We start from the raw sequence: 26,586 nt of genomic DNA on the forward strand, positions 1-26,586 counted from the left end.
AGCCCCCCTACGGTGCGAGACATGGGAACGAAGACAGTGGACGTGACGAAGACAGCCGAGGAGCCGGAGGCCGTCGAGGCCACCGAGCCCGACGACGAACTGACGGATGAGGTGACGGATGAGGTGACGGAGACCGAGGCCGACGCCCCCGAGACCAGCACGGACGAGGGAACCTCCTTCGTCGGCCAGGGCGCCGCCGCGGTCGTCTCCGCGGCGCTCGGCCTGGTGTCGCTGACGGGTGGCTGGATCGGTACGGTCGCCGCCGCCCGCGAGACGCTCGTCGGCCAGCTGCAGACCTCCTCCAGCGCGAGCGTGGCCCAGCAGGTCAAGGAGGTCTACGGCGACGCGTGGCAGACCACCGCACTGTGGGCGGGCCTGTTCGCGCTCATCGCCCTGATCGCCGGCGTCGTCGTGCTGGCCCGGCCCGCCTTCGGTGTCCCCGGCAAGCCGCAGCCCGTGTGGATCAAGTCGGTCGCCTGGGGCGGCGTCGCGCTCGGTGTGATCGGCCTGCTGATGGCCGTACTGAAGTACACCGACGTCCTGCTCGGCCTGCCCTCCACCAGCTGAAACACCGCAGGTCCTGAGGGGTCTCAGGGCATCCGTAAGCACCTTACGGAGCCCCTGAGGCCCCTCATGCGCGTCTAAGGCCCCGCCCACCGCCGAAGATGCGGAACTCTCCCGATGTGGCGGACCCCCCTGGGAGACGAGAGTTGAGGCATCGCAGCGAACGAAGCCGCGAAAACCAACTCTCATCAGGGGACACCATGTTCGAGTACGAGCTCCACCGCCTCCGTTCCGCCGACCTCATCCGCGAGGCCCAGAACGACCGGCTCGTCCGCGAGATCGTCCGCGGCCGCCGCGCCGCGCGCCGGGAAGCGGGCCGCCAGGACACCGAGAGCGAGGTGCATACCTCCCGCCTCGGCCGGCCTCGCTCCGCCCGCACCGCGTGAGCGCCCAGGGATGGGGGGACGTGCTTGCCCTCCTCCCGAAAACCGGTGCCCCGCTGTCAGACCCGCGTGCGATGCTCTGGCCTGTGGAAAACCAGTCCGTCAGCCCGGTGTTCGTCGGTCGCGCCGACGAGGTGCAGAGCCTGGACGACGCGCTCGCCCGCGCTGACGCGGGCGAGCCCCAGGCGCTGCTGCTCGGCGGCGAGGCCGGGGTCGGCAAGACCCGCCTCGTCGAGGAGTTCGCGGCCCGTGCCTCCCGCGCGGGGGCCGTGATCGCGCTCGGCGGCTGCGTCGAGATCGGCGCCGACGGACTGCCCTTCGCCCCCTTCTCCACCGCCCTGCGCGCCCTGCGCCACGAACTCCCCCGCGAACTCGCCGCCGCGGCCGCCGGCCAGGAGGAGGAGCTCGCCCGACTGCTGCCCGAACTCGGCGAGACCGGCTCCAGGCGCTACGACGAGAACGGCATGGCCCGCCTCTTCGAACTCACCGCCCGGCTGCTGGAACGCGTCGCCGCCGACCGCACGGTCGTCCTCGCCCTGGAGGACCTGCACTGGGCCGACGCCTCCACCCGCCACCTCCTCGCCTACCTCGTCCGCACCCTGCGCACCGGCCGCCTGGTCGTCCTCGCCACCTACCGCTCCGACGACATCCACCGCCGCCATCCGCTGCGCCCCCTGCTCGCCGAACTCGACAGGCTGCGCACGGTCCGCCGGATCGAGCTCGCCCGCTTCAACCGCGCCGAGGTCGGCCGCCAGATCGCCGGGATCCTCGCCACCGAACCCGACCCGGTCCAGGCCGACGAGATCTTCGAACGCTCCGACGGCAACGCCTTCTTCGTCGAGGAACTCGCCGTCGCCGCCCACGAGGGCTGCTGCACGGGGCTCACCGACTCCCTGCGCGATCTGCTCCTGGTGCGCGTGGAGGCGCTGCCCGAGACCGCCCAGCGCGTCGCCCGGATCGTCGCCGAGGGCGGCTCCACCGTGGAGTACCGGCTGCTCGCCGCCGTCGCCCGGCTCCCCGAGGACGATCTCATCGAGGCGCTGCGGGCCGCCGTGGGCGCCAGCATCCTCAGCGCCGCGCCCGGCGGTGACGGCTACCGCTTCCGCCACTCCCTGGTCCGCGAGGCCGTGAGCGACGATCTGCTGCCCGGCGAGCGCTCCCGCCTCAACCGCGCCTACGCCGAGGCCCTGGAGGCCGATCCGAGCCTCGTCCCCGCCGATGAACGCGTCATGCGCCTGGCCAGCTACTGGTACCACGCCCACGACCCCGCCAAGGCCCTGCCCGCCGTCCTGGACGCCTCCGTCACCGCCCGCTGCCGGCACGCCTACTCCGAACAACTGCGGCTCCTGGAACGCGCGATGGAGCTGTGGGACACCGCCCCCGAGGACGTACGGGCCACCCTGCGCCCCGTCGACTACACCGAGGTCTACCCTCCCTGCGGCTGCGACCCCGCCACCGCGCCCCTGCGCTATCTCGACCTGATGGCCGAGGCGGCCGTCGCCGGACGGCTGTGCGGGGAGCGGGAACGCGCGCTGAAGATCACCAAGCGGGCGCTGCACCTGCTGGACGACGAGGGCGATCCGCTGCGGGCCGCGTGGTTCTGGATCCAGCGCTCCCGGCTCGTCCAGGCGCAGGCCCGCGGCGACGGCTGGCAGGAGATCGCCACCGCCCAGGAACTGGTCCGCGGACTGCCACCGTCCGAGGTGCACGCCGAGGTACTGGCCACCGCGGCCGCCTGGGCCATGGTCCGGGCCCCGGGCCCCGAGGCCATGACCGCCGCCGAGCGCGCCGTCGAGTACGCGCGCATGGTGGGCGCCACCGACATCGAGCTGAACGCCCGCCTCACCCTCGGCGTGCTCCTCGTCGGCGCCGGGGACATCGAGACCGGGCTCGCCCTGATGTACGAGGTCCGGGAGCAGGCGCTGGCACTCGGACTGCCGTCCGTGCTGGGCCGCAGCCACATCAACCTGGCGTCCAGCCTCGAAGGCATCGGCCGCTCCGAGGAAGCGGTGGGCGTCCTGCGCGAGGGCCTGCGGCTCGCCCAGGACCGGGGCCTGAGGGACTCCGAGGCCTGGCTCTGGGCCAACCTCGGGGAGGCGCTGATCTCCCTGGGGCACTGGGAGGAGGGCGCCGAAGCCGCGGTCACCGCCCAGCGCACGGGACAGGTGGCCAAGCCGCGCGGCTGCGCCGCCCACTGCCTGGCCTACCTCGCGCTGGCCCGCGGGCAACTGGACGAGGCCGCCCGGTACCTGGCCGACGGCCGCGCCTCCTACGGCGCCCACGACCCCATGCCGCAGAACAACCTGCCGCTGTCCAGGCTGGCGATAGCCATATCCGCCGCCGAGGGCCGCATCCTCGACGCCCGAGCCGAACTCGCGAGCACCCTCGACACCGGCTTCCCGCCCGGCACCCAGCGCTACGCCTGGCCCCTGCTGCTGACCGCCGCCACCGCGGAGGCCGACGCCCGGGACCTGCCCGCGGTCGGCGAGGACCGGCCCGAGACCCTGGAACGCCTCTTCGGCGCGGTGAAGACCCTCACCACCCACGCCCCCGTCTGGTACGCCTACGAGCAGTGGGTCCGCGCGGAACTCCACCGCGCCGAGGGCCAGGCGCCCGTCGACCTCTGGTCCACGGTGGTCACCGCGTTCGAACAGCTCCAACGCCCCTACGACCTCGCCCGTGTCCGCCACCGCCTGGCCGAGGCCCTCCTGACCGCGGGCGACGAGAACGACCGAGCCTCCGCGGCGGAACTGCTCCGCCTCGCCCACGCGGTCGCCTGCCACCTGGGCGCCCGCCCCCTGGCGGAGGAGGTCACGTCGCTGGCCCAGCGAGCCCGCCTGCCCCTGACTCCCGAAGCACCCCGCCCCGCCGCCGACACCCTGGGCCTCACCAGCCGAGAACACGACGTCCTCCGCCTGGTCTCAGCGGGCCGCACCAACCGCCAGATAGCCGAGGAACTCTTCATCTCCCCGAAGACGGCCAGCGTGCATGTGTCCAACATCCTCGCCAAGCTGGGGGTCGCGGGGCGCGGGGAGGCGGCCGCGGTGGCCCATCGGATGGGGATGTTTCCGGTGGGGGACGGGGAGCGGGCGGGCGCTGGATAATGGCGGCAGGCCACCAGGGAGGAGCCGTGTTGTACCAGATCGAGTACACCGAGCGCGCTGCGGCACAGCGGGACGCGCTTCCCGAAGACCGGCGCAAGCTTTTGGAGCGTGGGCTCCTGAAGCTCGCCGAGGACCCGTTCACGCCGGTGTCACAGGCTGTGAGCGGCGAGGATATTCGGATCGTGTCCGTCGCCCCCGGGCTGACCGTCGACTACATGGTGCACCGGGCCTTCCTGATCCTCGTCTCGGTGGCGATCCTTGACCGGTCGCTGATGGAGGACGAGTAGCCCTTACCTCACCTGCACCTCAAGGATCTTGTCGTCGCCGCCCTCCGGCGAGCCTCGGCCGTCCGTCTCGCTCGTCACCAGCCACAGCTTGTCGCCGCCCGCCGACACCACCGTGCGCAGTCGGCCGTGGTCGCCTTCCAGGAAGGCCTGCGGTTCGGCCGAGGCCTCCGTGCCCTTCAAGGGGATGCGCCACAGGCGCTCGCCCCTCAGGCCCGCCATCCAGATCGAGCCCTCGGCGTAGGCGATACCGCTGGGCGAGGCCTCGTCCGTCGTCCACTGGGCTATCGGATTGTGGAACGCCGGGTCGTCCGACTTGCCCTCGGCCTCCGGCCAGCCGTAGTTGTCGCCCGGCTTGATCGCGTTCAGCTCGTCCCAGGTGTCCTGGCCGAACTCCGCGGCGAACAGCCGCTGCTTGGTGTCCCAGGCCAGGCCCTGCACATTGCGGTGGCCGTACGAGTACACGGGGGAGTCGGGGAAGGGGTTGCCCGGGGCCGGCTCGCCCTCCGGGGTGAGGCGCAGGATCTTTCCGCCCAGGGACTTCTTGTCCTGGGAGAGGCTCTCCTCGCCACTCTCGCCCGTGCCCGCGTACAGCATCTTGTCGGGGCCGAAGGCGATCCGGCCGCCGTTGTGGACGAAGCCCTTGGGGATGCCCCTGAGGATCGTGTCGGGGGCGCCCAGTTGCTCACCGGACGGCTTGCCCTCGTCGTGGAGCATACGGACGATGCGGTTGTCCGAGGCCGAGGTGAAGTACGCGTAGATCATGTGGTCCGAGGCGTAGTCCGGGGAGAGCGCGAGGCCCATCAGCCCGCCCTCTCCGGCCGGTGACACCCCGGGCACCTCGCCCAGCTCGGTCTTCTTGCCGGTCTCCGGGTCGACCCGGGTGATCGTGCCCTCGTCGCGGGAGGAGACGAGCAGGTCGCCGTCGGGGAGGGGGGCCAGGCCCCAAGGGGTCTTCAGATCCTCGGCGACCGTGCGCAGCACTTTCACCGAGCCCTTCGCGGGCGCGGCCTCTTCGGACGTGCCCGGCGAAGGGGCCGCTCCCGTCGCCGTACGCCCCGGTGTGGTGCTCTCGCCGCCCGAAGCGTCTCCTCCTCCCTCGTCGGAGGAACAGCCGGCCGTCAGTAGGAGTGCGGCCGCGGCCAGCACGGCCGTCACAGCTCGACGTTGCACGATCAAGGTCCCTTCGACGCGGCGGTTTCCAGCGCGGGTTCTACTTGTCTTACACCGCTCGCGCCTCACAGGTTCCCGATCATCCGAACCCGAACCCCGCCGGGCCATAGTGAGGGGCTCCCTCGGTCCCCAGACCCCTCGGTCCCCAGACCCCTCGGTCCCCAGACCCCTCAGTCCCAGGACCCCCGCGCCCCCGGCAGATCCCCCACCTCCGCCAGATCCTCCGCCGTCAGCCGCAGCCCCGCCGCCCCCGCGTTCTCGGTGACCCAGCGCGCCCGCTTCGCCCCGGGCACCGGCACCACATGCCGCCCCTGCGCCAGCACCCACGCCAGTGACACCTGCGCCGGGGTGACGTCCTCGCCGTGACGGCGGGCGATGCGGCGCAGGCCGGCCACGATGGGCTGGTTGGCCGCCATCATCTCCGCCGTGAAGCGGGGGTGGCGGGCGCGGACGTCGTCCGGTTCGAAGCCCTCGCCGGGGGTCAGCGTGCCGGTGAGGAAGCCGTTGCCGAGCGGCATCGCCGCCAGAAAGCCGATGCCGCGCGCCTCGCACCACGGCAGCAGCGACTCCAGCGCCTCCGGCGACCAGAGCGACAGCTCCGCCTGCACCGCGCTCACCGGGAAGACCTGCTGCATCCGCCGCAACTGCCGCAGGGTCGTGTCATGGAGGCGGGTCCCGGACCGACGGCCACCGCGCGCCCCCACCGCGCACATGCCCAACGCCCGTACCTTGCCCGCCTGGACGAGCTCCGCCATCGCCCCCCAGGTCTCCTCCACCGGAACCTCGGGGTCCGCGCGATGCAGCTGGTACAGGTCGATCACGTCCGTCTGCAGCCGCCGCAGCGACGCGTCGCAGGCCCGCTTCACATACCCGGGGCGGCCGTTGGCCACGATGTGCTGCTCGCCGACCAGCAGCCCGACCTTGGTCGACACGAAGGCGTCCTGCCGACGCTCCTTCAACACCCGCCCCAGCAACAGCTCGTTGGTGAACGGGCCGTACATGTCGGCCGTGTCCAGCAGCGTCGAGCCCAGATCGAGCGCCCGGTGCACGGCCCTCAGCGACTCGTCACCGCGCTGCCGCGATCCGCTGTAGGCCCAGCTCATCGGCATGCACCCGAGTCCGACAGCCCCCACCGCGAGCGCCGCCGCGCCGATCGTCCTGCGCTCCACCTGCTCGTGACCCTCCCTCTTCCGGCACCCCAACCTAACCTCTGCCGTCGCGGAGCCCTGACATAGCCTCCTGAGCATGACTCCTGACGTGTGGCTTCCCATCCCGCCGGAAGAGATCGAGGGGCTCCCCGAGGGGCCGGACTACCGCTTCTGGGACGGCGCCGAGGACTATCCCGCCGACCCCGCCGCGTGCGCCTTCTACGTCGTCCCCTACATGAAGCCGCCGGCGGTCGGTCAGCGCCCGCTGCCCCTGATGAGCTCCGTCCAGACCGTCCAGACGCTGTCCGCCGGCACCGATCACGTCGAGCCCGGCCTGAAGCATCTGCGCCCCGGCGTCCAGCTCTGCAACGCGCGCGGGGTGCACGAGGCGAGCACCGCCGAGCTCACGCTCACGCTGATCCTGGCCTCGCTGCGCGGCATCCCCGACTTCGTGCGCGCCCAGGACAAGGGGGAGTGGCTCGGCGGGTTCCGGCCCGCGCTCGCCGACAAGAGCGTCCTCATCGTGGGATACGGCTCGATCGGCGCCGCCATCGAGGACCGGCTCGCGCCCTTTGAGCTCGCGCGGGTGGCGCGCGTCGCGCGCTCCGAGCGCACCACGGCGCGCGGGCCGGTGCATCCACTCACCCAACTTCCCGGGCTGCTCCCCGAGGCGGACGTCGTCATCCTGTCCACACCGCTCACCGAAACCACCCGCCACCTGGTCGACGCCGGCTTCCTGGCCCGGATGAAGGACGGCGCGCTGCTGGTGAACGTCGCCCGCGGTGGCGTCGTCGACACCAAGGCCCTGCTCGCCGAACTGGAGGCCGGACGCATCACCGCAGCCCTCGACGTCACCGACCCCGAACCGCTGCCCCCGGGCCACCCCTTGTGGCAGGCGCCCGGCGTGCTCATCAGCCCGCATGTGGGAGGCCCGACCTCCGCCTTCCTGCCCCGCGCCAAACGGCTGCTGGTGGACCAGTTGAGCCGTTTCGTGAACCGGGAGCCGCTGCGCAACGTGATCCTTACGACGGGCGCCTCCAGTGGCCCGTCGACCAACGCAACAGCCACGTAATCCGGTTCGGGTACCCTCCGCAATCTTCCGGACGCGGTCCGTGCCCGCATCCCCGCTGTCGTCACGGAGCGTAGAGAACCTATGTCCCTGAGTGACGAGACTGGTGTATCGTCCCGACAGGGGCTGCGCCGCGCACCGTTCGGCGCCGGGGATGGACATTTCAGACTGTGAGGGGGGCGACGGGCGATGCACGGCCTATGGACCAACGATCCGACGCGGCGGAGCCGCCGGCGGCGACCCTGGCGCACGACCGCGCGCAGACGCGGCCACCACGGCAACCACGGCGGACACCACAGCCACCAGCGCAGGCACAGCAGCCGCAGGAGGCATGCGCACCCAGCGCACCGGGACCCGCGGGACCCGGGAGCGGCGCGGACCGGGAGGGACCGGTGAGCTCGCCGCCGCCTCCCACGACCACCCTCAACGCAGCGTTGCGGGCCCATCCCTCGTCGGGGGCGCTGCCCCGGCCGCCGTCCTCCGGCGGCGGGTCCGGCATGGTCCCCCAACTCGTCCTGGCCCTGGTCTGCGCGGGATACGCCGTCGGTTCCGCGCTCGGCTGGGGTTCGGACGAACTCGCACTGATCATGGGCGACTTCGGACTGAGCGCCGCCGCGGGCGCCGCCGCCGTGTCGTGCTTCCTCTACGCCCGAAGGCGCCGCATCCGCTTTCGGCCGGCCTGGCTGCTGTTCGCCCTCTCCTCGGTGATGGCCGCCCTCGGCAATCTCGTCTGGGGGTGGTACGAGGTCGTACTCGGGCGTCCCGTGCCCAGCCCCAGCTACGCGGACGGGTTCTTCCTCTGCTTCGCCCCGCCCGCCATCGTGGGGCTGCTGGTGCTCGCCAAGCGCCCGGTGACCAAGGCCGGCTGGGTCTGCCTGGGTCTGGACGCCTGGCTGATCGGCGGCTCCCTGCTCACCCTGGCATGGAGCCTCGCCCTCGCCCAGACCGCGGCGGCGTCCGAGGCGACCAGCGTGGCGCACACCGCGCTGTCGCTGGCCTACCCGCTGCTGGACATCGCTCTGATCAGCATGGTGCTCGCGCTGCACTTCCGGCGCTCGTCGGTGAACCGCACCGCGGTCAACACCGCGATCGGGGCACTCGCCCTGACCGTGATGTGCGACGCCCTGTTCACCTCGCCGCTGATGCACAACAACTACCGTTCCGGCCAACTCCTCGACGCGGGCTGGTTCGCCGGCTCGCTGCTGCTCGCCTACGCCCCCTGGGCCGCCCCGCGCGGCGGCGACGCCGAGCGGCAGGAAAGCGAGGGGTACACGCGCGTGGTGCACGAGCACCTGCCGGGACAGCGCGGCGGCAGCCACCACCTGCCCGCGCAGGGGGGTGATCACAGCCGGTTCCCGGCGGCCCGGCCGATCGCCGGCTCCCTGGCCGCCCTCACTCCCTATCTCGCGGCCGCGGTCTGCACGCTGGGGATCCTCTACAACGTCCTCAACGGCCGCAGCGTCGACCGCGTCGTGCTCATCACCGGCGGCACCGTGGTACTCGCCCTCGTGGTGCGCCAGGGCATCATGCTGCTCGACAACATCACCCTCACCCAGGAACTGGCGCAGAAGGAGAACCACTTCCGCTCCCTGGTGCAGGGCTCCAGCGACGTCATCATGATCGCCGCGCCGAGCGGCATCCTCCGCTACGTCTCCCCGGCCGCGGCCGGGGTCTACGGCCGCTCCGCGGAGGAGCTGGTAGGGACCGAACTGGCCAGTCTCATCCACCCGGAGGACCTGGGCTGCGTGGTGCACGAGGTGCGCCGATTCCTCGCCGCCAGCCCACTTGAGGAACCCACGACGCGCATCGAGTGCCGTTTCCGCTCCGGTGACGGCGGCTGGCTGAACGTCGAGTCCACCGTCAACCGCCACCACGGAGGCCTCATCTTCAACAGCCGGGACGTGACCGAAAGAGTGCGCCTGCAGGCGCAGCTCCAGCACAACGCCGAACACGACCCGCTCACCGACCTGCCCAACCGCGCCCTGTTCACCAAGCGCGTGCAGCAGGCCCTGTCCGGCCGCCGCGCCTCCGACCGCGGCGCCGCCCTGCGCGGCACGGCCGTCCTCTTCATCGACCTGGACGGCTTCAAGGCCGTCAACGACACGATCGGGCACCAGGCCGGGGACGAACTGCTCGTCCAGGCCGCCCGCAGACTCCAGGAGGCGGTCCGGCACGGGGACACCGCGTCCCGGCTCGGCGGCGACGAGTTCGCCGCACTGATCGTCGGAGACGGCACCCGCGACCGGTCCGCCCGCGAACGGCACATCCTGGAGCTCGCCGACCGCCTCAGGGTCACGTTGTCGCAGCCGTACGTCATCGACGGCAACGATGTCCGGGTCGCCGCCTCCATCGGCGTCGCGTTCGCCGAGCCGGGCCTCGGCGCGGGCGAGCTGCTGCGCAACGCCGACCTCGCGATGTACCGGGCCAAGGCGTCCGGCAAGGGCCGGGTGGAGCTGTACAAGCCGCAGATGCAGCAGGACGTCGTACGCAAGGCCGAGCTGGCCACGCGACTGCGGGCCGCGCTGCACGACGGCGAGTTCGCGCTGCTGCACCAGCCGGTGGTGTGTCTGGAGGACGGCCGGATCACCTCGGTCGCCGCCCAGGCGCGCTGGCGGTCCTCGCAAGGGGTGCTGTTCACCCCCGCCGAGTTCCTGCGGGTCTCCGAGGACAGCGACAAGACCGCCGAGCTGGGCCGCTGGATGCTTCAGGAGGCCGTGGAGCAGGCCGCCGAGCGCACCGCCACCGGGCTCTCGGTGCCGGTCAGCGTCCGGATGAGCGCGCGCCGGCTGCTGGACCGCTCGATGCCGCTCGACTCGATCGAGGCCCTGCTCACCCGGCACGGCCTGCCCTCGGGCGCGCTGGTGATAGAGCTGTCCGACACCGACGTACGGGTCTCGTTGGACGAGCTGGAGCGTCGCCTCGGCGCGCTGCGCAGGCTGGGTGTCCGGATCGCGCTGGACGGCTTCGGCAGCGGTTGCGCGGCGATCACCGCACTGCGCAGACTTCCCGTGGACATCCTCAAGCTGGACCGCGGTCTGGTCGAGGGGGTCGTGGAGTCCGCGCGGCTGCACAAGATCACCGGCGGGCTGCTGAGGATCGCCACCGACCTCGGGCTCCAGTCCGTGGCCGACGGCGTCGATCTGCCCGAGCAGGTCGTGGCGCTGCGCGCGATGGGCTGCACCCATGGCCAGGGCATGGCGTTCTCCGGTCCGCTGGACGAGTTCCGGCTGCGCAGAGCGCTCGGATCCGGCCACTATCCGGTGCCGCACGGACCGGTGGAGCCCGCGTTCGCGGGCGTGAGAGAGCCGCAGGGGCGCGTCGGAGTCGAGGGTGCGAGCGCGCGCAGGCCCGAAGGGCTGAGCACGGTCGCGGCCTCGACACCGACAGTGGCGCCCCGGAGGTGAACGACCATGGAAAGGGGTGGTTCGGGGGTGTACACCGGAGGTGTGCCCGCTGTTCTCGGAGGCGGCAGTGCCCTTCGCTCACATAATGAGACGCCCGTCCCACCACCTTGACATGCGGTGCGTGCCGGGGGGAGGGTCAGTGCCATGCGCACCCGAATTCTCGTACTTGGAAAGCGCGTCGGCTGACGCTGAGCCCTTGACCGCTCAGCGACCCACTCCCGGCGCGCTCCCCTCGCTTGCCTTACGGCACGAGGGGTTTTTTGTTGCACAGGCACCTGCCGAGCAGCAGTCGTACACCGCACAAACTTCGCAAAAACCCTCAGCATCGAGAAGAGAATGCCGATGACCGAGCAGGCCACCGGGGCCCATCATCCGCAGCCGCGGCCCCGTTCCGGAGGACAGCAGTCCGCGCCCGAGCACGTCACGGGAGCGCAGTCCCTCATCCGCTCTCTTGAGGAGGTCGGCGCCGACACGGTATTCGGCATTCCCGGCGGTGCGATCCTCCCGGCGTACGACCCGCTGATGGACTCCACGAAGGTGCGTCACGTCCTGGTCCGGCACGAGCAGGGCGCGGGCCACGCCGCCACCGGCTACGCGCAGGCCACCGGCAAGGTCGGTGTCTGCATGGCGACCTCGGGCCCCGGCGCCACCAACCTGGTGACCCCGATCGCCGACGCGCACATGGACTCCGTGCCGATGGTCGCGATCACCGGGCAGGTCGCCTCCAAGGCGATCGGCACCGACGCCTTCCAGGAGGCGGACATCGTCGGCATCACCATGCCGATCACCAAGCACAACTTCCTGGTGACCAAGGCCGAGGACATCCCGCGCGTGATCGCGCAGGCGTTCCACATCGCCGCCACCGGTCGCCCGGGCCCGGTCCTGGTCGACATCGCCAAGGACGCGCTCCAGGCGCGGACCACCTTCTCCTGGCCGCCCACCATGGACCTGCCCGGCTACCGCCCGGTGACCAAGCCGCACGCCAAGCAGATCCGCGAGGCCGCCAAGCTGATCACCGCCGCCAAGCGGCCGATCCTCTACGTCGGCGGCGGCGTCCTCAAGGCCGGCGCCACCGCCGAGCTGAAGGTGCTCGCGGAGCTGACCGGCGCGCCCGTCACCACCACCCTGATGGCGCTCGGGGCGTTCCCCGACAGCCACCCGCTGCACCTGGGCATGCCCGGTATGCACGGCTCGGTGGCCGCCGTGACCGGACTGCAGAAGGCCGACCTGATCGTCGCCCTCGGCGCCCGCTTCGACGACCGCGTCACCGGCAAGCTGGACAGCTTCGCGCCGTTCGCCAAGATCGTGCACGCCGACATCGACCCGGCCGAGATCGGCAAGAACCGGGCCGCGGACGTGCCGATCGTCGGCGACGCCCGTGAGGTCATCGCCGATCTGATCCAGGCGGTGCAGAAGGAGCACAGCGAGGGCCACCGGGGGGACTACGAGGCCTGGTGGAAGGACCTCAGCCGCTGGCGCGACAGCTACCCGCTCGGCTACGACCAGCCCGAGGACGGCTCCCTGTCCCCGCAGCAGGTCATCCAGCGCATCGGCCAACTCGCCCCCGAGGGCACGATCTTCGCGGCGGGCGTCGGCCAGCACCAGATGTGGGCCGCGCACTTCATCGAGTACGACAAGCCCGCCACCTGGCTCAACTCCGGCGGCGCCGGGACGATGGGCTACGCGGTCCCGGCCGCGATGGGCGCCAAGGCCGGAGCCCCGGACCAGACCGTCTGGGCGATCGACGGCGACGGCTGCTTCCAGATGACCAATCAGGAGCTCACCACCTGCGCCCTGAACAACATCCCGATCAAGGTCGCCATCATCAACAACGGTGCCCTCGGGATGGTCCGCCAGTGGCAGACCCTCTTCTACAACCAGCGCTACTCCAACACCGTGCTGCACAGCGGCCCGGAGGCGGACGGCAAGCAGCCCAGCGCCGGCACCCGCGTCCCCGACTTCGTCAAGCTGTCGGAGGCCATGGGCTGTTACGCGATCCGCTGCGAGGACCCGGCCGACCTCGACAAGGTGATCGAGGAGGCGAACTCGATCAACGACCGCCCGGTCGTCATCGACTTCATCGTCCACGAGGACGCGATGGTGTGGCCGATGGTCGCCGCCGGCACCTCCAACGACGAGATCATGGCCGCCCGGGACGTCCGCCCCGACTTCGGCGACAACGAAGACGACTGAGCGAGAGAGACGTAGAGAAAAATGTCCAAGCACACGCTCTCGGTCCTGGTGGAGAACACGCCCGGCATCCTGGCCCGGATCGCCGCCCTGTTCTCCCGCCGCGGCTTCAACATCGACTCGCTCGCGGTCGGCGTCACCGAGCACCCCGACATCTCCCGTATCACCATCGTGGTGAGCGTGGCCGATCTGCCGCTGGAGCAGGTGACCAAGCAGCTCAACAAGCTCGTCAACGTGCTGAAGATCGTCGAGCTGGAGCCCGGTTCGGCCGTTCAGCGCGAACTCGTTCTGGTGAAGGTGCGCGCCGACAACGAGACGCGCTCCCAGATCGTCGAGATCGTCCAGCTGTTCCGCGCCAAGACCGTCGACGTCTCCCCGGAGGCCGTCACGATCGAGGCCACCGGCTCCAGCGACAAGCTGGAGGCGATGCTGAAGATGCTGGAGCCGTTCGGCATCAAGGAGCTCGTCCAGTCCGGCACGATCGCGATCGGACGCGGAGCACGTTCGATCACGGACCGGTCGCTGCGCGCCCTCGACCGGTCGGCATAACGACGGATCCGGGCGGCCGGGGAACACCGGCCGCCCGTATACCGAGACCCCCGAACTTCCCTTCCGCCCGCCGTCATACGGTGGGACGCAACACCTGCACACAAGGAGAGAACCCAAAGTGGCCGAGCTGTTCTACGACGCCGACGCCGACCTGTCCATCATCCAGGGCCGCAAGGTCGCGGTCATCGGTTACGGCAGTCAGGGCCACGCCCACGCGCTGTCGCTCCGTGACTCGGGTGTCGACGTGCGTGTCGGTCTGCACGAGGGCTCCAAGTCCAAGGCCAAGGCCGAGGAGCAGGGCCTGCGCGTGGTGACGCCGTCCGAGGCCGCCGCCGAGGCCGACGTCATCATGATCCTGGTCCCGGACCCGATCCAGGCCCAGGTCTACGAGGAGCACATCGCCCCGAACCTGAACGACGGCGACGCCCTGTTCTTCGGCCACGGCTTCAACATCCGCTTCGGCTTCATCAAGCCCCCGGCCGGCGTGGACGTCTGCATGGTCGCCCCGAAGGGCCCGGGCCACCTCGTGCGCCGCCAGTACGAGGAGGGCCGCGGCGTTCCCTGCATCGCGGCCGTCGAGCAGGACGCCTCCGGCAACGCCTTCGCGCTCGCCCTGTCGTACGCCAAGGGCATCGGCGGCACCCGCGCCGGCGTCATCAAGACGACCTTCACCGAGGAGACCGAGACCGACCTGTTCGGTGAGCAGGCCGTCCTCTGCGGTGGCGCCGCCGCCCTGGTCAAGGCCGGTTTCGAGACGCTGACCGAGGCCGGCTACCAGCCGGAGATCGCGTACTTCGAGTGCCTGCACGAGCTGAAGCTGATCGTGGACCTCATGTACGAGGGCGGCCTGGAGAAGATGCGCTGGTCGATCTCCGAGACCGCCGAGTGGGGCGACTACGTCACCGGCCCGCGGATCATCACCGACGCCACCAAGGCCGAGATGAAGAAGGTCCTCGCGGAGATCCAGGACGGCACCTTCGCGCAGGCCTGGATGGACGAGTACCACGGTGGTCTGAAGAAGTACAACGAGTACAAGCAGCAGGACTCCGAGCACCTGCTGGAGACCACCGGCAAGGAGCTGCGCAAGCTCATGAGCTGGGTGAACGAGGAGGCGTAAGCCTCAGGCGCGGGGCCGGAGCGTGGTGCTCCGGCCCCGTTGTCCACCCCGTCCATTCACGGACGGGTGATCCTTCCGCAGAGGCGTAAGACGCCGTCAGCCGCAGCACTACACTGCTGCACAACATACGCGTCAGGCCCACAGCGTCGTGCGTCTTCCACGCGGCTAGCAACCCTCCACCGCCTGCGGCCGTCGGGACGGCCGTCCGCATTGGACTTGTGAGGACTCACGTGAGCTCGAAACCCGTCGTACTCATCGCTGAAGAGCTGTCGCCCGCGACCGTGGACGCGCTTGGCCCGGACTTCGAGATCCGCCACTGCAACGGCGCCGACCGGGCGGAGCTGCTCCCGGCCATCGCCGACGTGGACGCGATCCTGATCCGCTCGGCCACCAAGGTCGACGCCGAGGCGATCGCCGCCGCGAACAAGCTGAAGGTCGTCGCACGAGCCGGCGTCGGCCTGGACAACGTCGACGTCTCCGCCGCCACCAAGGCCGGCGTGATGGTCGTCAACGCCCCGACCTCCAACATCGTGACCGCCGCCGAACTGGCCTGCGGTCTGCTCCTCGCCACCGCCCGCAACATCCCGCAGGCCAACGCCGCGCTGAAGAACGGCGAGTGGAAGCGGAGCAAGTACACGGGCGTCGAGCTGGCCGAGAAGACCCTCGGTGTCGTGGGCCTCGGGCGCATCGGCGCGCTCGTCGCGCAGCGCATGTCCGCCTTCGGTATGAAGGTCGTCGCCTACGACCCCTACGTCCAGCCTGCCCGGGCCGCGCAGATGGGCGTCAAGGTGCTCTCCCTGGACGAGCTCCTTGAGGTCTCCGACTTCATCACCGTGCACCTGCCGAAGACCCCCGAGACCCTCGGTCTCATCGGCGACGAGGCGCTGCGCAAGGTCAAGCCGAGCGTCCGTATCGTCAACGCCGCGCGGGGCGGGATCGTTGACGAGGAGGCGCTGTACTCCGCGCTGAAGGAGGGCCGGGTCGCCGGCGCCGGCCTCGACGTGTACGCGAAGGAGCCCTGCACGGACTCCCCGCTCTTCGAGTTCGACCAGGTCGTCGCCACCCCGCACCTCGGTGCCTCCACCGACGAGGCGCAGGAGAAGGCCGGTATCGCCGTCGCCCGCTCGGTGCGCCTCGCGCTCGCCGGTGAGCTGGTCCCGGACGCGGTGAACGTCCAGGGCGGCGTCATCGCCGAGGACGTCAAGCCGGGCCTGCCGCTCGCCGAGCGCCTCGGCCGGATCTTCACCGCGCTCGCCGGTGAGGTCGCGGTCCGTCTCGACGTCGAGGTGTACGGCGAGATCACCCAGCACGACGTCAAGGTGCTCGAACTCTCCGCGCTCAAGGGTGTCTTCGAGGACGTCGTCGACGAGACGGTGTCCTACGTCAACGCCCCGCTGTTCGCCCAGGAGCGCGGTGTCGAGGTGCGGCTGACCACCAGCTCGGAGTCGGCCGACCACCGCAATGTCGTCACCGTGCGCGGCACGCTCGGCAGCGGCGAGGAGGTCGCGGTCTCCGGCACGCTGGCCGGCCCCAAGCACCTCCAGAAGATCGTCGCGGTCGGCGACTACGACGTCGACCTCGCCCTCGCCGACCACATGGTCGTCCTGCGCTACGAGGACCGTCCGGGTGTCGTCGGCACCGTGGGCCGGGTCTTCGGCGAGGCGGGCATCAACATCGCCGGTATGCAGGTGTCCCGCGCGGTCGCCGGCGGCGAGGCGCTGGCCGTGCTGACGGTGGACGACACGGTGCCCGCCGGGGTGCTGACCGAGGTGGCCGAGGAGATCGGCGCGACGTCCGCTCGCGCGGTGAACCTGGCCTGAGGCCATTGCGTCAGACGCCGGACGCGCTGAGCTTGCTCGGCTCGTCCGGCGTTTCGCATGTCCGCTCCCGGACCTCCACCCGCCTCAGCGTCACCGCCGCCAGCACCGCGGCCCCCACCAGCACCACCGCTCCCGCGATCGCCGCCCCCTGCATCCCGCTGGTGAACGCCTCCCCCGCGGCCGTGGCAAGGCCCGGCACCTGGTCGGCGACCGCAAGTGCTCCGCCCAGCGTCTCGTGGGCCGCGTCCGGGGCCGAGGCGGGGATCTCGTGGCGGTAGACCGCCGTACCGATCGAGCCGAGCACCGCCATGCCCAGGTCGCCGCCGAACTCGGCGCCGGTCTCCATCAGGGAGGACGCGGAGCCCGCCCGTTCCACCGGGGCGGTGCCCATGGCGAGGTCCATGATCTGGGACATCACCACGACCCCGCCGACGGCGAGCACCGCGCACGTGGCCAGCACCAGCCACAGTGAGTCCGTACCGGCGAAGGACAGCAGCCCGAAGCCCGAGGCGGCGACGACGAAGCCCCCGGTGACGACAGAGCCGCGGGCGACGCCCTTCTGCATCAGCTGCGTCGCGACCGGTGCCGCCGCCCCGATCGGCACGGACGGCAGAGCGCCCACAGGGCCGCCTCCAGCGCGCTCTTGTCGAGCACCGACTGCAGGTACTGCGTGGTGAAGTACGCCGAGCCCGTGATGCCGAACGCCGAGACGAGGTTCAGGCCGACCGAGGGGGCGAAGCCACGGCCGCGGAACAGGGCCGGGGAGATCATCGGGGAGGCGGCCGTGCGCCGGCGGTGGACGAAGAGGGCCGCGAAGAGCAGGCCGACGGTGATCGAGACGACGTAGCGGACGTTCCAGCCCTCGGAGGGGATCTCCTTGAGGCCGTAGATCACAGGGAGCACGGCCGCCATCGACAGCGGGACGCTCAACAGGTCGAAGCGGCCGGGCTCGGGGTTCTTCGACTCCCCCAACGGCGGCCGGCACGGGCGGTGCCCATCGGGTTCGTTGTCATGCCGGGGAATGTGCACCCGTCTTAAACGCTTGTATAGGACAGCTGAATAGGACGGCCGTATGGATCCGGGGTAGTCTGGGCGCCATGGGACACCGCGAGGATCTGCTCGAAGGCGCCAAGCGCTGCCTGCTGGCGAAGGGGTTCGTGCGCACGACGGCGCGCGACATCGTCAAGGAGTCGGGGACCAACCTGGCGTCGATCGGCTACCACTACGGCTCGAAGGACGCGCTGCTGGCGCAGGCGTACGTGTCGCTGGTCGAGGGGGTGGGGGACGCCTTCGAGGGTGACGGGAGCGCCGGGCTCACCACCGAGCCGGGCTCGTTCGAGCGGTTCCAGGAGGTGTGGGCGAACGTCGTCGCCACCGTGCGTGAACCAGGTTCGCCGTGGCGGCTCAGTATGGAGATCGTCGTCATGGGCGACCAACTGCCCGAGGTCCGTGACCACCTGGCGGTGGCTCAGCGGGAGGCCGGGCGCGGTCTGATTGCGCTGCTCATGGGCGGGCGCGAGGAGGATGTCCCGGACGAGACCGCCGACACACTCGGCATGTTCTACGTGACCCTCATGACGGGCCTCATCGCGCAGTGGACCTTCGACCCGAAGACCGCGCCCGGCGCGGAGCAACTCACCGAGGGACTGCGTCAGGTTCTTGAGGCCGCCGCTCGGAAGTGATCCGCCCGAGGCCGAGGTCGTCCTGAAGATCGCTGAACAGCTTCAGCACGCCGGCCGTTCGGCGAACCGGTGTCGGCCCTGGATCGCGCCCTCAGGGGTCCAGGCCGACCCGGTCGAGGTGTTCGGCGACTCTCGTGGAGCCGTCGGCCGTCCAGCGGCCGTGGACCTTGAGCGGTTCCGCCACCGTGTCGCGGATGCGGCGGCGAGGGCTGAGCGAGCCGTACGGATCCTGGAAGACGGGCTGCATACGGGGGCGGGCCGGGCGCAGCTCGCGCTCGGTGAGCGCCCTCAACGCACGGCCCTCGCGCCCGCCTCCCACTCGGTGGCCAACGGGGGTTCGGCGTCGCCCCGAGCGCGGCGGCTGCGTCATCGCGACGTGGACGCGCTTGCCCTCGCCGGGCGTGCGTGCGACGACCGCATCCTGGTGACCGTCGCTTTCATAAGCGTGGTTCGTGGTGCGGACCGTGTAGGGTCCGTGATTCGATGAGCACTGGGTCCTGCGGAAACTCGCGAATCCGCACCTTAATGCGCACTACTCGTGTCGGTGTTCCATGAGCAATCGGGGGGCGCTGAACCCGGCAACGTGGTCACCCTGTGTAGGCGTGGGCAATCGGGTCTATGAGGCAGGAGTGTCCTCGATCGCTACGTATCCGCAGGTCTCCGGGCTGCAGTCCGACTTGTGGTCCCGGCCCCAGAGGTAGCTGTCTCGCTCGGTGGCGCGGGCAGTGTAAGCGAGTTGGTGTTGGCGAAGGCGCGGCACGGTGGAAGGTAGAGCGGCGAAGGTCTCGGGAGCCACGGCCAGCAGGCCGTTCACCTGTTCCCCGTCGGCCATCCGAAGGAGCACCCGACATTCCCACCAATCGCGTCCTGCATCCGGGTCCGGCCAGGAGTAGTCAGCGGGATCCGGAAAGAGGAAATGGGTGGCGTCGGAGTCCAGGTGCATCCGGAGCCAGGCACCGTGCCGTTCCTGACCTCGCGTCTCGTAGAGAGAGATCAGCGCTTCGCTGTCCAGGGCTTTGAGGACGCGGGCGTGATGAGGGAGCGGCTGACGGTTAGGTGGGGTCTTCACTGGCCAGCTCGCCAGAAGGCCGAGCCGCTGCCGCAGGCTCAAGGCCGGCACCCCCTTGCGTGGCGTCGGCAGTGGAGGGGGCGGCGTCCAGCGGAGCCCGGCCCGGTCGACGTGTCGAAGGATCCAGGCGCGTCGCTCCGGGCCGCTGGTGTTCCATCGGTAGCTCATCGGACGCTCTGACAACGCTTGTTCTCGCCTGCTGGGAGTGCCTCGCGAAGGCCGCCAACGGTGCGGCCTAGAGACCGCCAGCATTTCGCGGCTGAAGCCGACCAGGTCGTTGATGCGGTCGATGGCCTCGTCAGGCGGGAACTCCTCTGGCCGTGTCTTGGTACGTGTGACCAGGAGGCGAATCTCCAGGAGGGCCTCGTTGGCGAGAGAGGCGGCCAGTTCCCGGTCGTCGATCTCCTCCGCACGAAGGCGCCCGCGAGATATCAGCATCCCTGGAGTCTGCCACGAAGGTCCCGATAGGGCTTCAGAACCTCGCCCACTGGCCGTGACCTCCCGAAGAGACCACAAGGCATCGGCAACCGACCGTAAGACTGCGCTGCCACAGATGACCTACGAAGCCGTTCTGCGTCACGTCAGTCCGGCGTCTCGAATCAGGGCCGCAACCCTCGCCTGATTTTTGAACACGTTACCCGGGTATGCGTTGGCCGGAAATGCCAGGACCATGGCAGCAACATACCCATTGACCTCCGACTCCAATCCGTCCAGAACAGGAGTCAAATCACTCTCAGGGGCTCTCAGGAAATTATCCCCCAGCTTCCTCATCACCAGATGCGCGATGACTCTTCTGCCATGCACCGCGATACCAGCCTCCGCGCCGTCGCGCTCTCGCTCGATCTTGTCGAGCAAATTGTCGACAGAGACGGTGATCCTCACGGCTCGCGTAAGCCTCAGGGGGTCCGTATTCGGATTGAAGAGGGAGCGGTAAACGGACGCCTCGGAAAACAGTCGGGACACTTCCCGCTTGGCGATCACTGAGTGGTTTACGTTCCTTGATGCACACGCAAGGGCCACCGCGGCCTGCCTCACCTCGATTACCTTTTCAGAATCCTTCGACTTTGCTTGTTCCGCTGAACGCAGAAGGTACTCATATCCGAGCACTTGGAGTTCACGCACGAGGCGGTGCTGCTCCTGGTCCAAAAATGCAAAGTCCTGACTGGAAACTTCATTCTGGGTATTGGCAAACCTTGTGATGCGGCGCCCCAGTTCATCCTCAGCTTTAGGTACCTCGATGCATCGCACGAGAACGAAAGCACTTCCTAGATTCTTCTCGTGCTCCGTCCTGAGTACTGCGCCCAAGGTTGAAACGGTCTGCGCCCCATTGACGATGCTCGCGCCGGAAAGTTTGAAGAATCCGACGTCTCGATTCAGGGCTCCGCCGGGACCAATCTCAATCGCTTCTGCGAGCACAGTGATGCCGTTGTTGTAGTAGGCAAACCGTTCCGGGTCGTCGCGGATCGTTTGCAAGATCCCGTCATTAATATCTGACCTGGGAATCACGACACGAATGTTCTCGGCGAATAGATCGACACCGTAGTCCCTGAACCAACCCGCAATCTCGGCCGCACTGACCCGTCCGTAGTACATCCTTTGGGGCTCAGATGCCCGTCCCCAGTCAAGCATCTGCAACTCGATGTCAACAGCGGGTCGTGCCTGCTCCGAGATCGAATTAAAGAGGTCGGCCTGAGCGAAGTGGACGTGGGTGGCGAGAGGCTCAATCCCTTCCAAGTCATTGAGTTGATTCAGCAACTCAATAATTGGATCCTGGACTTCCGATGCAAGCGCATCGCCGGCTGTCGTAACCGTGACCAATCGGATACGAGCCCCTGGCGTCTTCAGTAGATCACGAACTGCCGTCTTCGTGCCTTCGGAAGCGTGGGCGAGATCATCGTCAGCACGCATTCCGAGCAGAGACTTGACGCCCTGCAAGAACTTCAGAACGTCACCCAGCGCCATGGAGCCCGACCCATCCTGGCGCCACTTCGATTGAACAAAGACAACCAGCTTTGCCGTCGAGTCAACTCCGATGGCATCAATTCCCCGGTCTTTAGCACCGTCCGTGATCTCAATCAACGGCTGGGACCCTTCCGAGGAACCCAGGACGAGATGGACAGAATGGAGCGCCAAAAGGCGTGACAGGTTATTTACGTCACCCAGGTCGGCGTTCCAGTTTTCCGGCTCATAAAGAGCGCGAACGTGAGTCTCAATCTGGCTGACGTGAAACTTGCTCACACCATTTCCCTTCTGGTTGAAACGGGAAGGCTATCGAATATATCCATCAGATATGGAGAGTCGTGGACCAGGTAGAAACGACTGCGTCGCATCTGGTGGCCCTTGTCTCAAGCCAAAGAGGTGGCCGCAGGGTCGAGAGATCAGCTGATCGGATTCGTATCCCACCCGTGCATCCCGTTGCTCCGCGGGAGGTCGCCTTCATCGCACTCACAGCCTCCCGTCCGCGGTGTCGAGGATCTCGCGGGCTTCGCGTAGGAACTCGCGTCCACGTTCGGTGGGTGCGAGGGGCTTGGCGGAACGGTCGATGATCTGGAACCCGACTGTCTTTTCGATCAAGATCACTCGCTGGCGGAGGGCGCTGTCGCTTCCCGTGGAGTTCCTCCGGGCTGCGGCGGCGAAGCTGGGGTGGCCGGGGACCGAACTGATGGCCCGTAGCCGGTCGATGGCTTGCGGGGTCGTAACCACTTTACGCATGTGCTCCGACAGGGGACGGCGAAGGTCCAGATGCCCGACAGCGCTGTAGCAGCCGCCTCCGGAGGGACGGATCGGGATGCCCCAGGTTCTGGCCATCTTGGTGAGGTGGTAGTGGGTGACGCCGCGTTCGCGGGCGAGGTTGGCGATGTCGCGTTGGCGTTCGATGTACTCGTGGTGGAGCCATTCACGGGTGATGTCGGGGCGGTCCGGGATTCGTCGTGGCCGGGGGCGGAGTGGGATTCCTTCCTGCCGCAGGAGTCGGCGGACCGTGTCGGGTCCGCAGGACGCCAGGTTAGCGATGTGCGTGAGCTCCAGCTTCTGGTTCACGTAGAGATCACGGAGGTACTCCGGGGCAAGAACGCCTTCGCGGATCTTGGCCTTTCGCGCGGTTCGTGTGCTGAGGTGCTTGCCGATCACGTCGCTGGGGGTGGCTGCGCCGGTCTTCGTGAGATCGCAGTAGAGGCGGACGTGTTCTGCGGCCAGGCCGAGAGCGTCAGCAGCCTCATGGACGGTGCCGGCCGTTGCCAGCAGATCACGGAACTCGTCCGTGACGATGTCCGTGGGGGAGAGGCCGGGCCATCGGACGCCGGTCACCCATGTCTCGGGTGGTTCCCACGTAACGGGTTCGGTGATCTTGCGGTGGGCGAGGTTGTCTTCGGCTTGCTGGCGGAGGAACGAGCGGAGGGCGCGGGGCGCATGGAACCGGAACTCCGAGCAGTGCCATGCGAATCGGTAGGACGCTCCTTCGGGCGGGGGATGAACCTCGCCGGTCAGCAGCATCAGCAGATACGCACGCATCAGGAGCACGCGATGCTGCTGGCCGGGGTTCCAGCCCTGCTGGACGCATAACCGTGCATAGGCGTCGAGATCGAGGGTGACCGTGGTGCGGGTGAAGGTGGCTCGCCGTCTGGCGTAGTCGATGGGAGAGCCATGCTCGTCCAAGGCGCGGGCGAGCTGGGCCAGCGTGGATGCCAGTGGGGTCAGATCATGATCGAGATAGAGGCGTCGTTCGATGCTGTCGCGATCGGTGTTGATCTCCTGGTTGCCCAGGAGCGGGCCGACACGTTCGAAGTTCAGCTGGGGCGGCCCGCCGGGAAGCAGGAGGAAGCTGCTGCAGCCGCGGCGGAACGTGCCAGCGCGGGGGTCTTTGTTGTTCGTGGGGCGCGGGAGCAGGCGCATCGTCCATCCGGGCCAGAGCATGGCAGGGATCATTGTCGCCCGGCGGGTGATGGCGTCGGCGGGGAGGTCCGGCCAGCGTGGTCGGGGGCTGGCGCTGGCGTAACGAAGTCGGGCGTGCAAGGTGGCCTGGGGGTCGAGCTTGGCCAGCACGCGGCCGACCAGCTCGGGACCGCTCCAGGTCCATCGGTCGGCCATCGCGCCGATGTTGTTCTTCGAGGTCTTCAGCAGCGAACGGTCGGCTTCGAGGATCCACTCGAAGAGTGCCTCGTGGTCGGCATGGCCGGGGTGAAGGGCGATGCGGGCCAGAGCGGTGCCGACGGCGGCATTGTGGGCGTCGTGCCCGACGTCCTCGCTGGTCAGCTGTGGTAGACCTCCGCCGCACTCGGTCACCACGGTGTGTACGACCTCCGGTGCCCGGTCCGCGATGGTGTGCAGACCACGCAGAATGCGCCAGGCCAGGGCGTAGAGCTGCTTGACCTCGGCCAGCGCGGCCGGCCTTGCGGCCGGTTCGCCGTTCAGCAGGGTGATGATGTGCCGCTGGGCGGCCAGCACGAGTCCTGGGGCGGGCAGAGGGGTGGCCCGGGCCTGTGTGAGGTCGGCTCCGCAGGCTGCCCGGAGGCCGAGACTGCTGTGAGCCCGCGTGCAGGTGCCCGTTCCGCGGGGACCGAGCCGCCTTGCTTTCCAAGGGTGCGGGGGCTGGTGGCAGTCGGGACAGAAGTCCAGCAGCAGTGTGTGGTGGGTGGGACAGGCGAAGGCCCACGGGAGGCGCCAGAAGACCGGCCCGCGGCCGGCGTTATGGCCCAGGCACCCAGGGCAGTAGCGGGCTCGGCTTCCGCTGAACCTCCAGGCTGGTGGTCTGGACAGCTTGCGCCGGTCGGGCAGGATCGCCACTGCCAGCCCATCGTAGGGCTCGAGCGTCATGCTGGTGAGTGCCTGCCGTTTGACGCCGGTGGCCCGCTCCAAGGCGGTCGTTTCGTCAGAGGTGAGCCGGAGCGCGAGGTGTGACGTGCGGGCGCCGGGCAGCCCGACGGCTTCGAGGAAGACGCTGTTGGTGACGCGCAGTCGGCGCGCGTAGGCGCCGATCCAGCTTTCCAGGGCCTCGCCCGGAAGAGGTGCCAGCGCGATGGGGATGCGGTCATCGGTCCAAACAGTCACGCCGACTTCCTTCGACGTTGTGGAGACGACGTCGGTCGGCTGGTCAGCAGGCCGGCCGCGATCTCGGCTTCGAGTTCCTTGCGGGCCGCTTCAGCGGCGGCGTCGTTCTTGACCAGGTCCATCAAGTCCTTGTCGAGACGCTCATGACCGGAGCGAATCGCGCGCAGGCAGCCGCGGTTGATCAGCGCCATGAGGGAGGCGAAGTGTCCGGTGGAGCGTGCGAAGAGGTAGTCGGACAGGTCCCTGGCGAGCATTCCGGGGTACTTCTCCGCCAGGACGAGTTTCTGTTCGATCGTCTTGAGCAGGGTCTGCCAGTGCTGGCGGCCTTCGTCGTCCTCGATCTGGAACGGCGGCAGCGTCAAAGGGGTGGTGCGGCGACCGAACTGGGCGAGCTCGGTCTGTCTGTCGGAGAAGCCCTCACGCAGGACACCACGCTGTTGGACGCCGACTCCGACGTAGATCAGGGTGACGGGGAAGACGTTCGCCAAGTACTTCAATTGGTTCGCCATGCGGACCGAGTTGGAGTTCGCCCCGGCGAGGAAATGGATGTCGTCGATGATGATCGCGGCCGTCTTCATGGACAACACGGCATCCACGGCCCGCTCGGCCAGGGTGTCGGCGTTCCCGGAGGTGGGCAGGCCGTAGAAGCGGCAGATCGCCGCGTTCAGCCCGCGGATCTGTGTGTTCCCGCTCAACGCGATGTAGATGACTGGGACGCGGCGGTCTCCGCTCGGCGTCGTCTCTCCGCGCAGGGCAACTTGCTTGCGGAACAGCTTGCGGCCGTAGTCCCGCACCGCTGTGCTCTTGCCGAGCCCGGGATAGGCATCCACCAGGGCCGCAGGCTTCGTTTTGTCCCCGTCGTGCCGGTTCGACTCGACGATCTCGGCCAGGGCGTCGTGCAGAGCAAGGAGTTGGGGCGTATCGATCGGGCCGATGTTGGCGTGCCAGACGTCCCGGTTGTCGTTGTGCACCAGCAGATTCCGTGGCGAGAGGTCGGCGAGCTGGGCCCGGGTGAGCTGCGGAGGCTGGATGCGGTCTGGGCCGTTGACCTCCTGCAGCCAGCCCGTAAGCCGGGTGGGGGTGTACTGGCGGTCGTCGCCCTCGAACGGCTCGATGCCGTCCGCCGTACTCAACGGCTGGTCCAGACGTCGGCGTAGTAGTCGTCCTCGTCGAGGGCGGCGCTGTCGTCGCCCGGGAAGGAAGCGTCGCACTCCTCATCCTCGTCGTCGTCCCCGCCCAGGTCATCGGCCTGGGATCCGACGACATGCAGGCCAGGCCCGTCGGCTTCTTCTTCTGGGCCGGACTCCGTCGAGCTGAGGTCGGCGAAGCGCCGGACCGACGGCAGGGCGGCGACTTCGGCCTTCGCGTCCTGCAGTTCATTCGTCTCGCCCACCAGCCGCAGCCGTTCCTGGGACAGCCGCACTGCCATCCGCCGCTCGGTGCGGTCCTCAGCCAACCCGGCACCCCACCGCTCGAGGAGTTCGATCAGTGCCCGTTTGGTGTCCGGGAAACGGTGGGTCTTCTTGGCGAGACGGCGGGCGTAGACCAGCGCCTCCCTGCTGAAGGGGCCGTCCAGCAGGGCTGCATGTTCCCAGGCGAGCGCATGCCACTGTCGCAGCTTGGGATCCTGGAAGTACACCTTCCGCATATCGCCGCGGTCCACGGCGATCGGCCATTTGCCCGCATCCACCCCGCGATAAGGACTGGGCTGGTTGCGGTAGTCGTTCAGCGCGTCCCCGTTGTAGCGCAGCCCCTCGATCTCGACCCCGTAGTGGTGGATCGGGACGCGTTCCTCCTCCAGGAACTCCAGGGCCAGGTTCGGGCGGGCCGGGATCCGCAGCGGGCCCGCCCGGGTGACACCGTGCTCGAACATGTCCAGCGGGCTCAGCTTCAGCCCCGGCACCTCCGGCACGGACAGACCACGGTGGGGCCGCCGGTGATAGACAGCTTTACCGACCGCAGGAGCTCGTGCACCGGCTCTGAA

The 26,586-nt window shown here is 69.1% G+C and carries 19 protein-coding genes and 1 pseudogene; 11 read left to right on the forward strand and 9 right to left on the reverse strand.

What is annotated here, in order from left to right; translation table 11 throughout:
• Window positions 1–21: 21 nt before the first annotated feature.
• The 4 genes from RMT89_RS15785 (at window position 22) to RMT89_RS15800 (ending at window position 4,338) form a co-directional block, all read left to right on the forward strand.
• On the forward strand, window positions 22–567 hold the full coding sequence (locus RMT89_RS15785) for a hypothetical protein (RefSeq protein ID WP_315884395.1): 546 nt from the start codon (window positions 22–24) through the stop codon (window positions 565–567).
• Window positions 568–764: 197 nt separating this feature from the next.
• On the forward strand, window positions 765–950 hold the full coding sequence (locus tag RMT89_RS15790; protein ID WP_315884396.1) for a hypothetical protein: 186 nt from the start codon (window positions 765–767) through the stop codon (window positions 948–950).
• Window positions 951–1,021: 71 nt separating this feature from the next.
• Window positions 1,022–4,051 (forward strand): AAA family ATPase, encoded by a 3,030-nt coding sequence (locus tag RMT89_RS15795; RefSeq protein WP_315884397.1) that lies wholly within the window; start codon window positions 1,022–1,024, stop codon window positions 4,049–4,051.
• Between the two features lie 26 nt (window positions 4,052–4,077).
• Complete coding sequence (locus RMT89_RS15800) at window positions 4,078–4,338, forward strand: hypothetical protein (protein ID WP_315884398.1); 261 nt, start codon at window positions 4,078–4,080, stop codon at window positions 4,336–4,338.
• A gap of 3 nt (window positions 4,339–4,341) precedes the next feature.
• Here the strand turns inward: RMT89_RS15800 and RMT89_RS15805 are convergent, their stop codons facing one another.
• Together RMT89_RS15805 and RMT89_RS15810 are read right to left on the reverse strand one after the other, a co-directional pair.
• A complete protein-coding gene (locus RMT89_RS15805) occupies window positions 4,342–5,508 on the reverse strand; it encodes a PQQ-dependent sugar dehydrogenase (protein WP_315884399.1) in 1,167 nt (388 codons plus the stop codon).
• A 170-nt stretch (window positions 5,509–5,678) separates the two neighbouring features.
• Window positions 5,679–6,677, reverse strand: coding sequence for an aldo/keto reductase (locus RMT89_RS15810; RefSeq protein ID WP_315884400.1), 999 nt, complete (start codon window positions 6,675–6,677; stop codon window positions 5,679–5,681).
• Window positions 6,678–6,753: 76 nt separating this feature from the next.
• Between RMT89_RS15810 and RMT89_RS15815 the strand changes: the two genes are divergently transcribed.
• From RMT89_RS15815 to serA, 6 genes are all read left to right on the forward strand, one after another.
• The gene (locus RMT89_RS15815) at window positions 6,754–7,728 is read left to right on the forward strand and encodes a 2-hydroxyacid dehydrogenase (RefSeq protein WP_315884401.1); all 975 of its coding nucleotides are present in this window, start codon (window positions 6,754–6,756) and stop codon (window positions 7,726–7,728) included.
• Between the two features lie 389 nt (window positions 7,729–8,117).
• A complete protein-coding gene (locus tag RMT89_RS15820; protein WP_315884402.1) occupies window positions 8,118–11,129 on the forward strand; it encodes an EAL domain-containing protein in 3,012 nt (1,003 codons plus the stop codon).
• A 336-nt stretch (window positions 11,130–11,465) separates the two neighbouring features.
• Window positions 11,466–13,322, forward strand: a complete 1,857-nt coding sequence (locus RMT89_RS15825) for an acetolactate synthase large subunit (protein ID WP_315884403.1) — start codon at window positions 11,466–11,468, stop codon at window positions 13,320–13,322.
• Between the two features lie 21 nt (window positions 13,323–13,343).
• Window positions 13,344–13,868: an acetolactate synthase small subunit gene (gene ilvN, locus RMT89_RS15830; protein WP_007496172.1), complete on the forward strand. Its 525-nt coding sequence runs from the start codon at window positions 13,344–13,346 to the stop codon at window positions 13,866–13,868.
• A gap of 118 nt (window positions 13,869–13,986) precedes the next feature.
• Window positions 13,987–14,985, forward strand: coding sequence for a ketol-acid reductoisomerase (gene ilvC / locus RMT89_RS15835; protein WP_062708929.1), 999 nt, complete (start codon window positions 13,987–13,989; stop codon window positions 14,983–14,985).
• Window positions 14,986–15,215: 230 nt separating this feature from the next.
• On the forward strand, window positions 15,216–16,805 hold the full coding sequence (gene serA, locus RMT89_RS15840; RefSeq protein ID WP_315884404.1) for a phosphoglycerate dehydrogenase: 1,590 nt from the start codon (window positions 15,216–15,218) through the stop codon (window positions 16,803–16,805).
• A gap of 10 nt (window positions 16,806–16,815) precedes the next feature.
• Here serA and RMT89_RS15845 read toward each other — a convergent pair.
• Window positions 16,816–17,777: pseudogene (locus RMT89_RS15845) on the reverse strand (MFS transporter); the annotation flags it as partial.
• Between the two features lie 125 nt (window positions 17,778–17,902).
• Between RMT89_RS15845 and RMT89_RS15850 the strand changes: the two are divergent.
• Window positions 17,903–18,487 (forward strand): TetR/AcrR family transcriptional regulator, encoded by a 585-nt coding sequence (locus tag RMT89_RS15850; protein WP_315884405.1) that lies wholly within the window; start codon window positions 17,903–17,905, stop codon window positions 18,485–18,487.
• Between the two features lie 91 nt (window positions 18,488–18,578).
• Here RMT89_RS15850 and RMT89_RS15855 read toward each other — a convergent pair whose 3' ends face one another.
• The 6 genes from RMT89_RS15855 to RMT89_RS15880 all read right to left on the reverse strand — a co-directional run bounded on the left by RMT89_RS15855 (window position 18,579) and on the right by RMT89_RS15880 (window position 26,514).
• Window positions 18,579–18,779, reverse strand: a complete 201-nt coding sequence (locus RMT89_RS15855; protein WP_315884406.1) for a hypothetical protein — start codon at window positions 18,777–18,779, stop codon at window positions 18,579–18,581.
• Window positions 18,780–19,103: 324 nt separating this feature from the next.
• A complete protein-coding gene (locus RMT89_RS15860) occupies window positions 19,104–19,994 on the reverse strand; it encodes a hypothetical protein (RefSeq protein WP_315884407.1) in 891 nt (296 codons plus the stop codon).
• A 138-nt stretch (window positions 19,995–20,132) separates the two neighbouring features.
• Window positions 20,133–21,794, reverse strand: a complete 1,662-nt coding sequence (locus RMT89_RS15865) for an AIPR family protein (protein ID WP_315884408.1) — start codon at window positions 21,792–21,794, stop codon at window positions 20,133–20,135.
• Window positions 21,795–22,001: 207 nt separating this feature from the next.
• Window positions 22,002–24,602, reverse strand: coding sequence for a TniQ family protein (locus RMT89_RS15870; protein ID WP_315884409.1), 2,601 nt, complete (start codon window positions 24,600–24,602; stop codon window positions 22,002–22,004).
• Window positions 24,599–25,735, reverse strand: a complete 1,137-nt coding sequence (locus RMT89_RS15875) for an AAA family ATPase (RefSeq protein WP_315884410.1) — start codon at window positions 25,733–25,735, stop codon at window positions 24,599–24,601. The genes RMT89_RS15870 and RMT89_RS15875 overlap by 4 nt, the downstream gene beginning before the upstream one ends.
• On the reverse strand, window positions 25,732–26,514 hold the full coding sequence (locus RMT89_RS15880; protein ID WP_315884411.1) for a hypothetical protein: 783 nt from the start codon (window positions 26,512–26,514) through the stop codon (window positions 25,732–25,734). Before RMT89_RS15880 ends, RMT89_RS15875 begins: the two co-directional genes overlap by 4 nt.
• Window positions 26,515–26,586 lie beyond the last annotated feature (72 nt).

The sequence above is a fragment of the Streptomyces sp. P17 genome (assembly GCF_032436805.1).
Taxonomy (GTDB): Bacteria; Actinomycetota; Actinomycetes; order Streptomycetales; family Streptomycetaceae; genus Streptomyces.

Bases quoted from the DNA above. Each gene is read 5' to 3' on its own strand.
- RMT89_RS15785 (WP_315884395.1), top strand. From the start codon at position 22: ATGGGAACGAAGACAGTGGACGTGACGAAGACAGCCGAGGAGCCGGAG.
- RMT89_RS15790 (WP_315884396.1), top strand. From the start codon at position 765: ATGTTCGAGTACGAGCTCCACCGCCTCCGTTCCGCCGACCTCATCCGC.
- RMT89_RS15850 (WP_315884405.1), top strand. From the start codon at position 17,903: ATGGGACACCGCGAGGATCTGCTCGAAGGCGCCAAGCGCTGCCTGCTG.
- RMT89_RS15815 (WP_315884401.1), top strand. From the start codon at position 6,754: ATGACTCCTGACGTGTGGCTTCCCATCCCGCCGGAAGAGATCGAGGGG.
- RMT89_RS15795 (WP_315884397.1), top strand. From the start codon at position 1,022: ATGCTCTGGCCTGTGGAAAACCAGTCCGTCAGCCCGGTGTTCGTCGGT.
- RMT89_RS15860 (WP_315884407.1), bottom strand. From the start codon at position 19,994: ATGCTGATATCTCGCGGGCGCCTTCGTGCGGAGGAGATCGACGACCGG.
- RMT89_RS15825 (WP_315884403.1), top strand. From the start codon at position 11,466: ATGCCGATGACCGAGCAGGCCACCGGGGCCCATCATCCGCAGCCGCGG.
- ilvN (WP_007496172.1), top strand. From the start codon at position 13,344: ATGTCCAAGCACACGCTCTCGGTCCTGGTGGAGAACACGCCCGGCATC.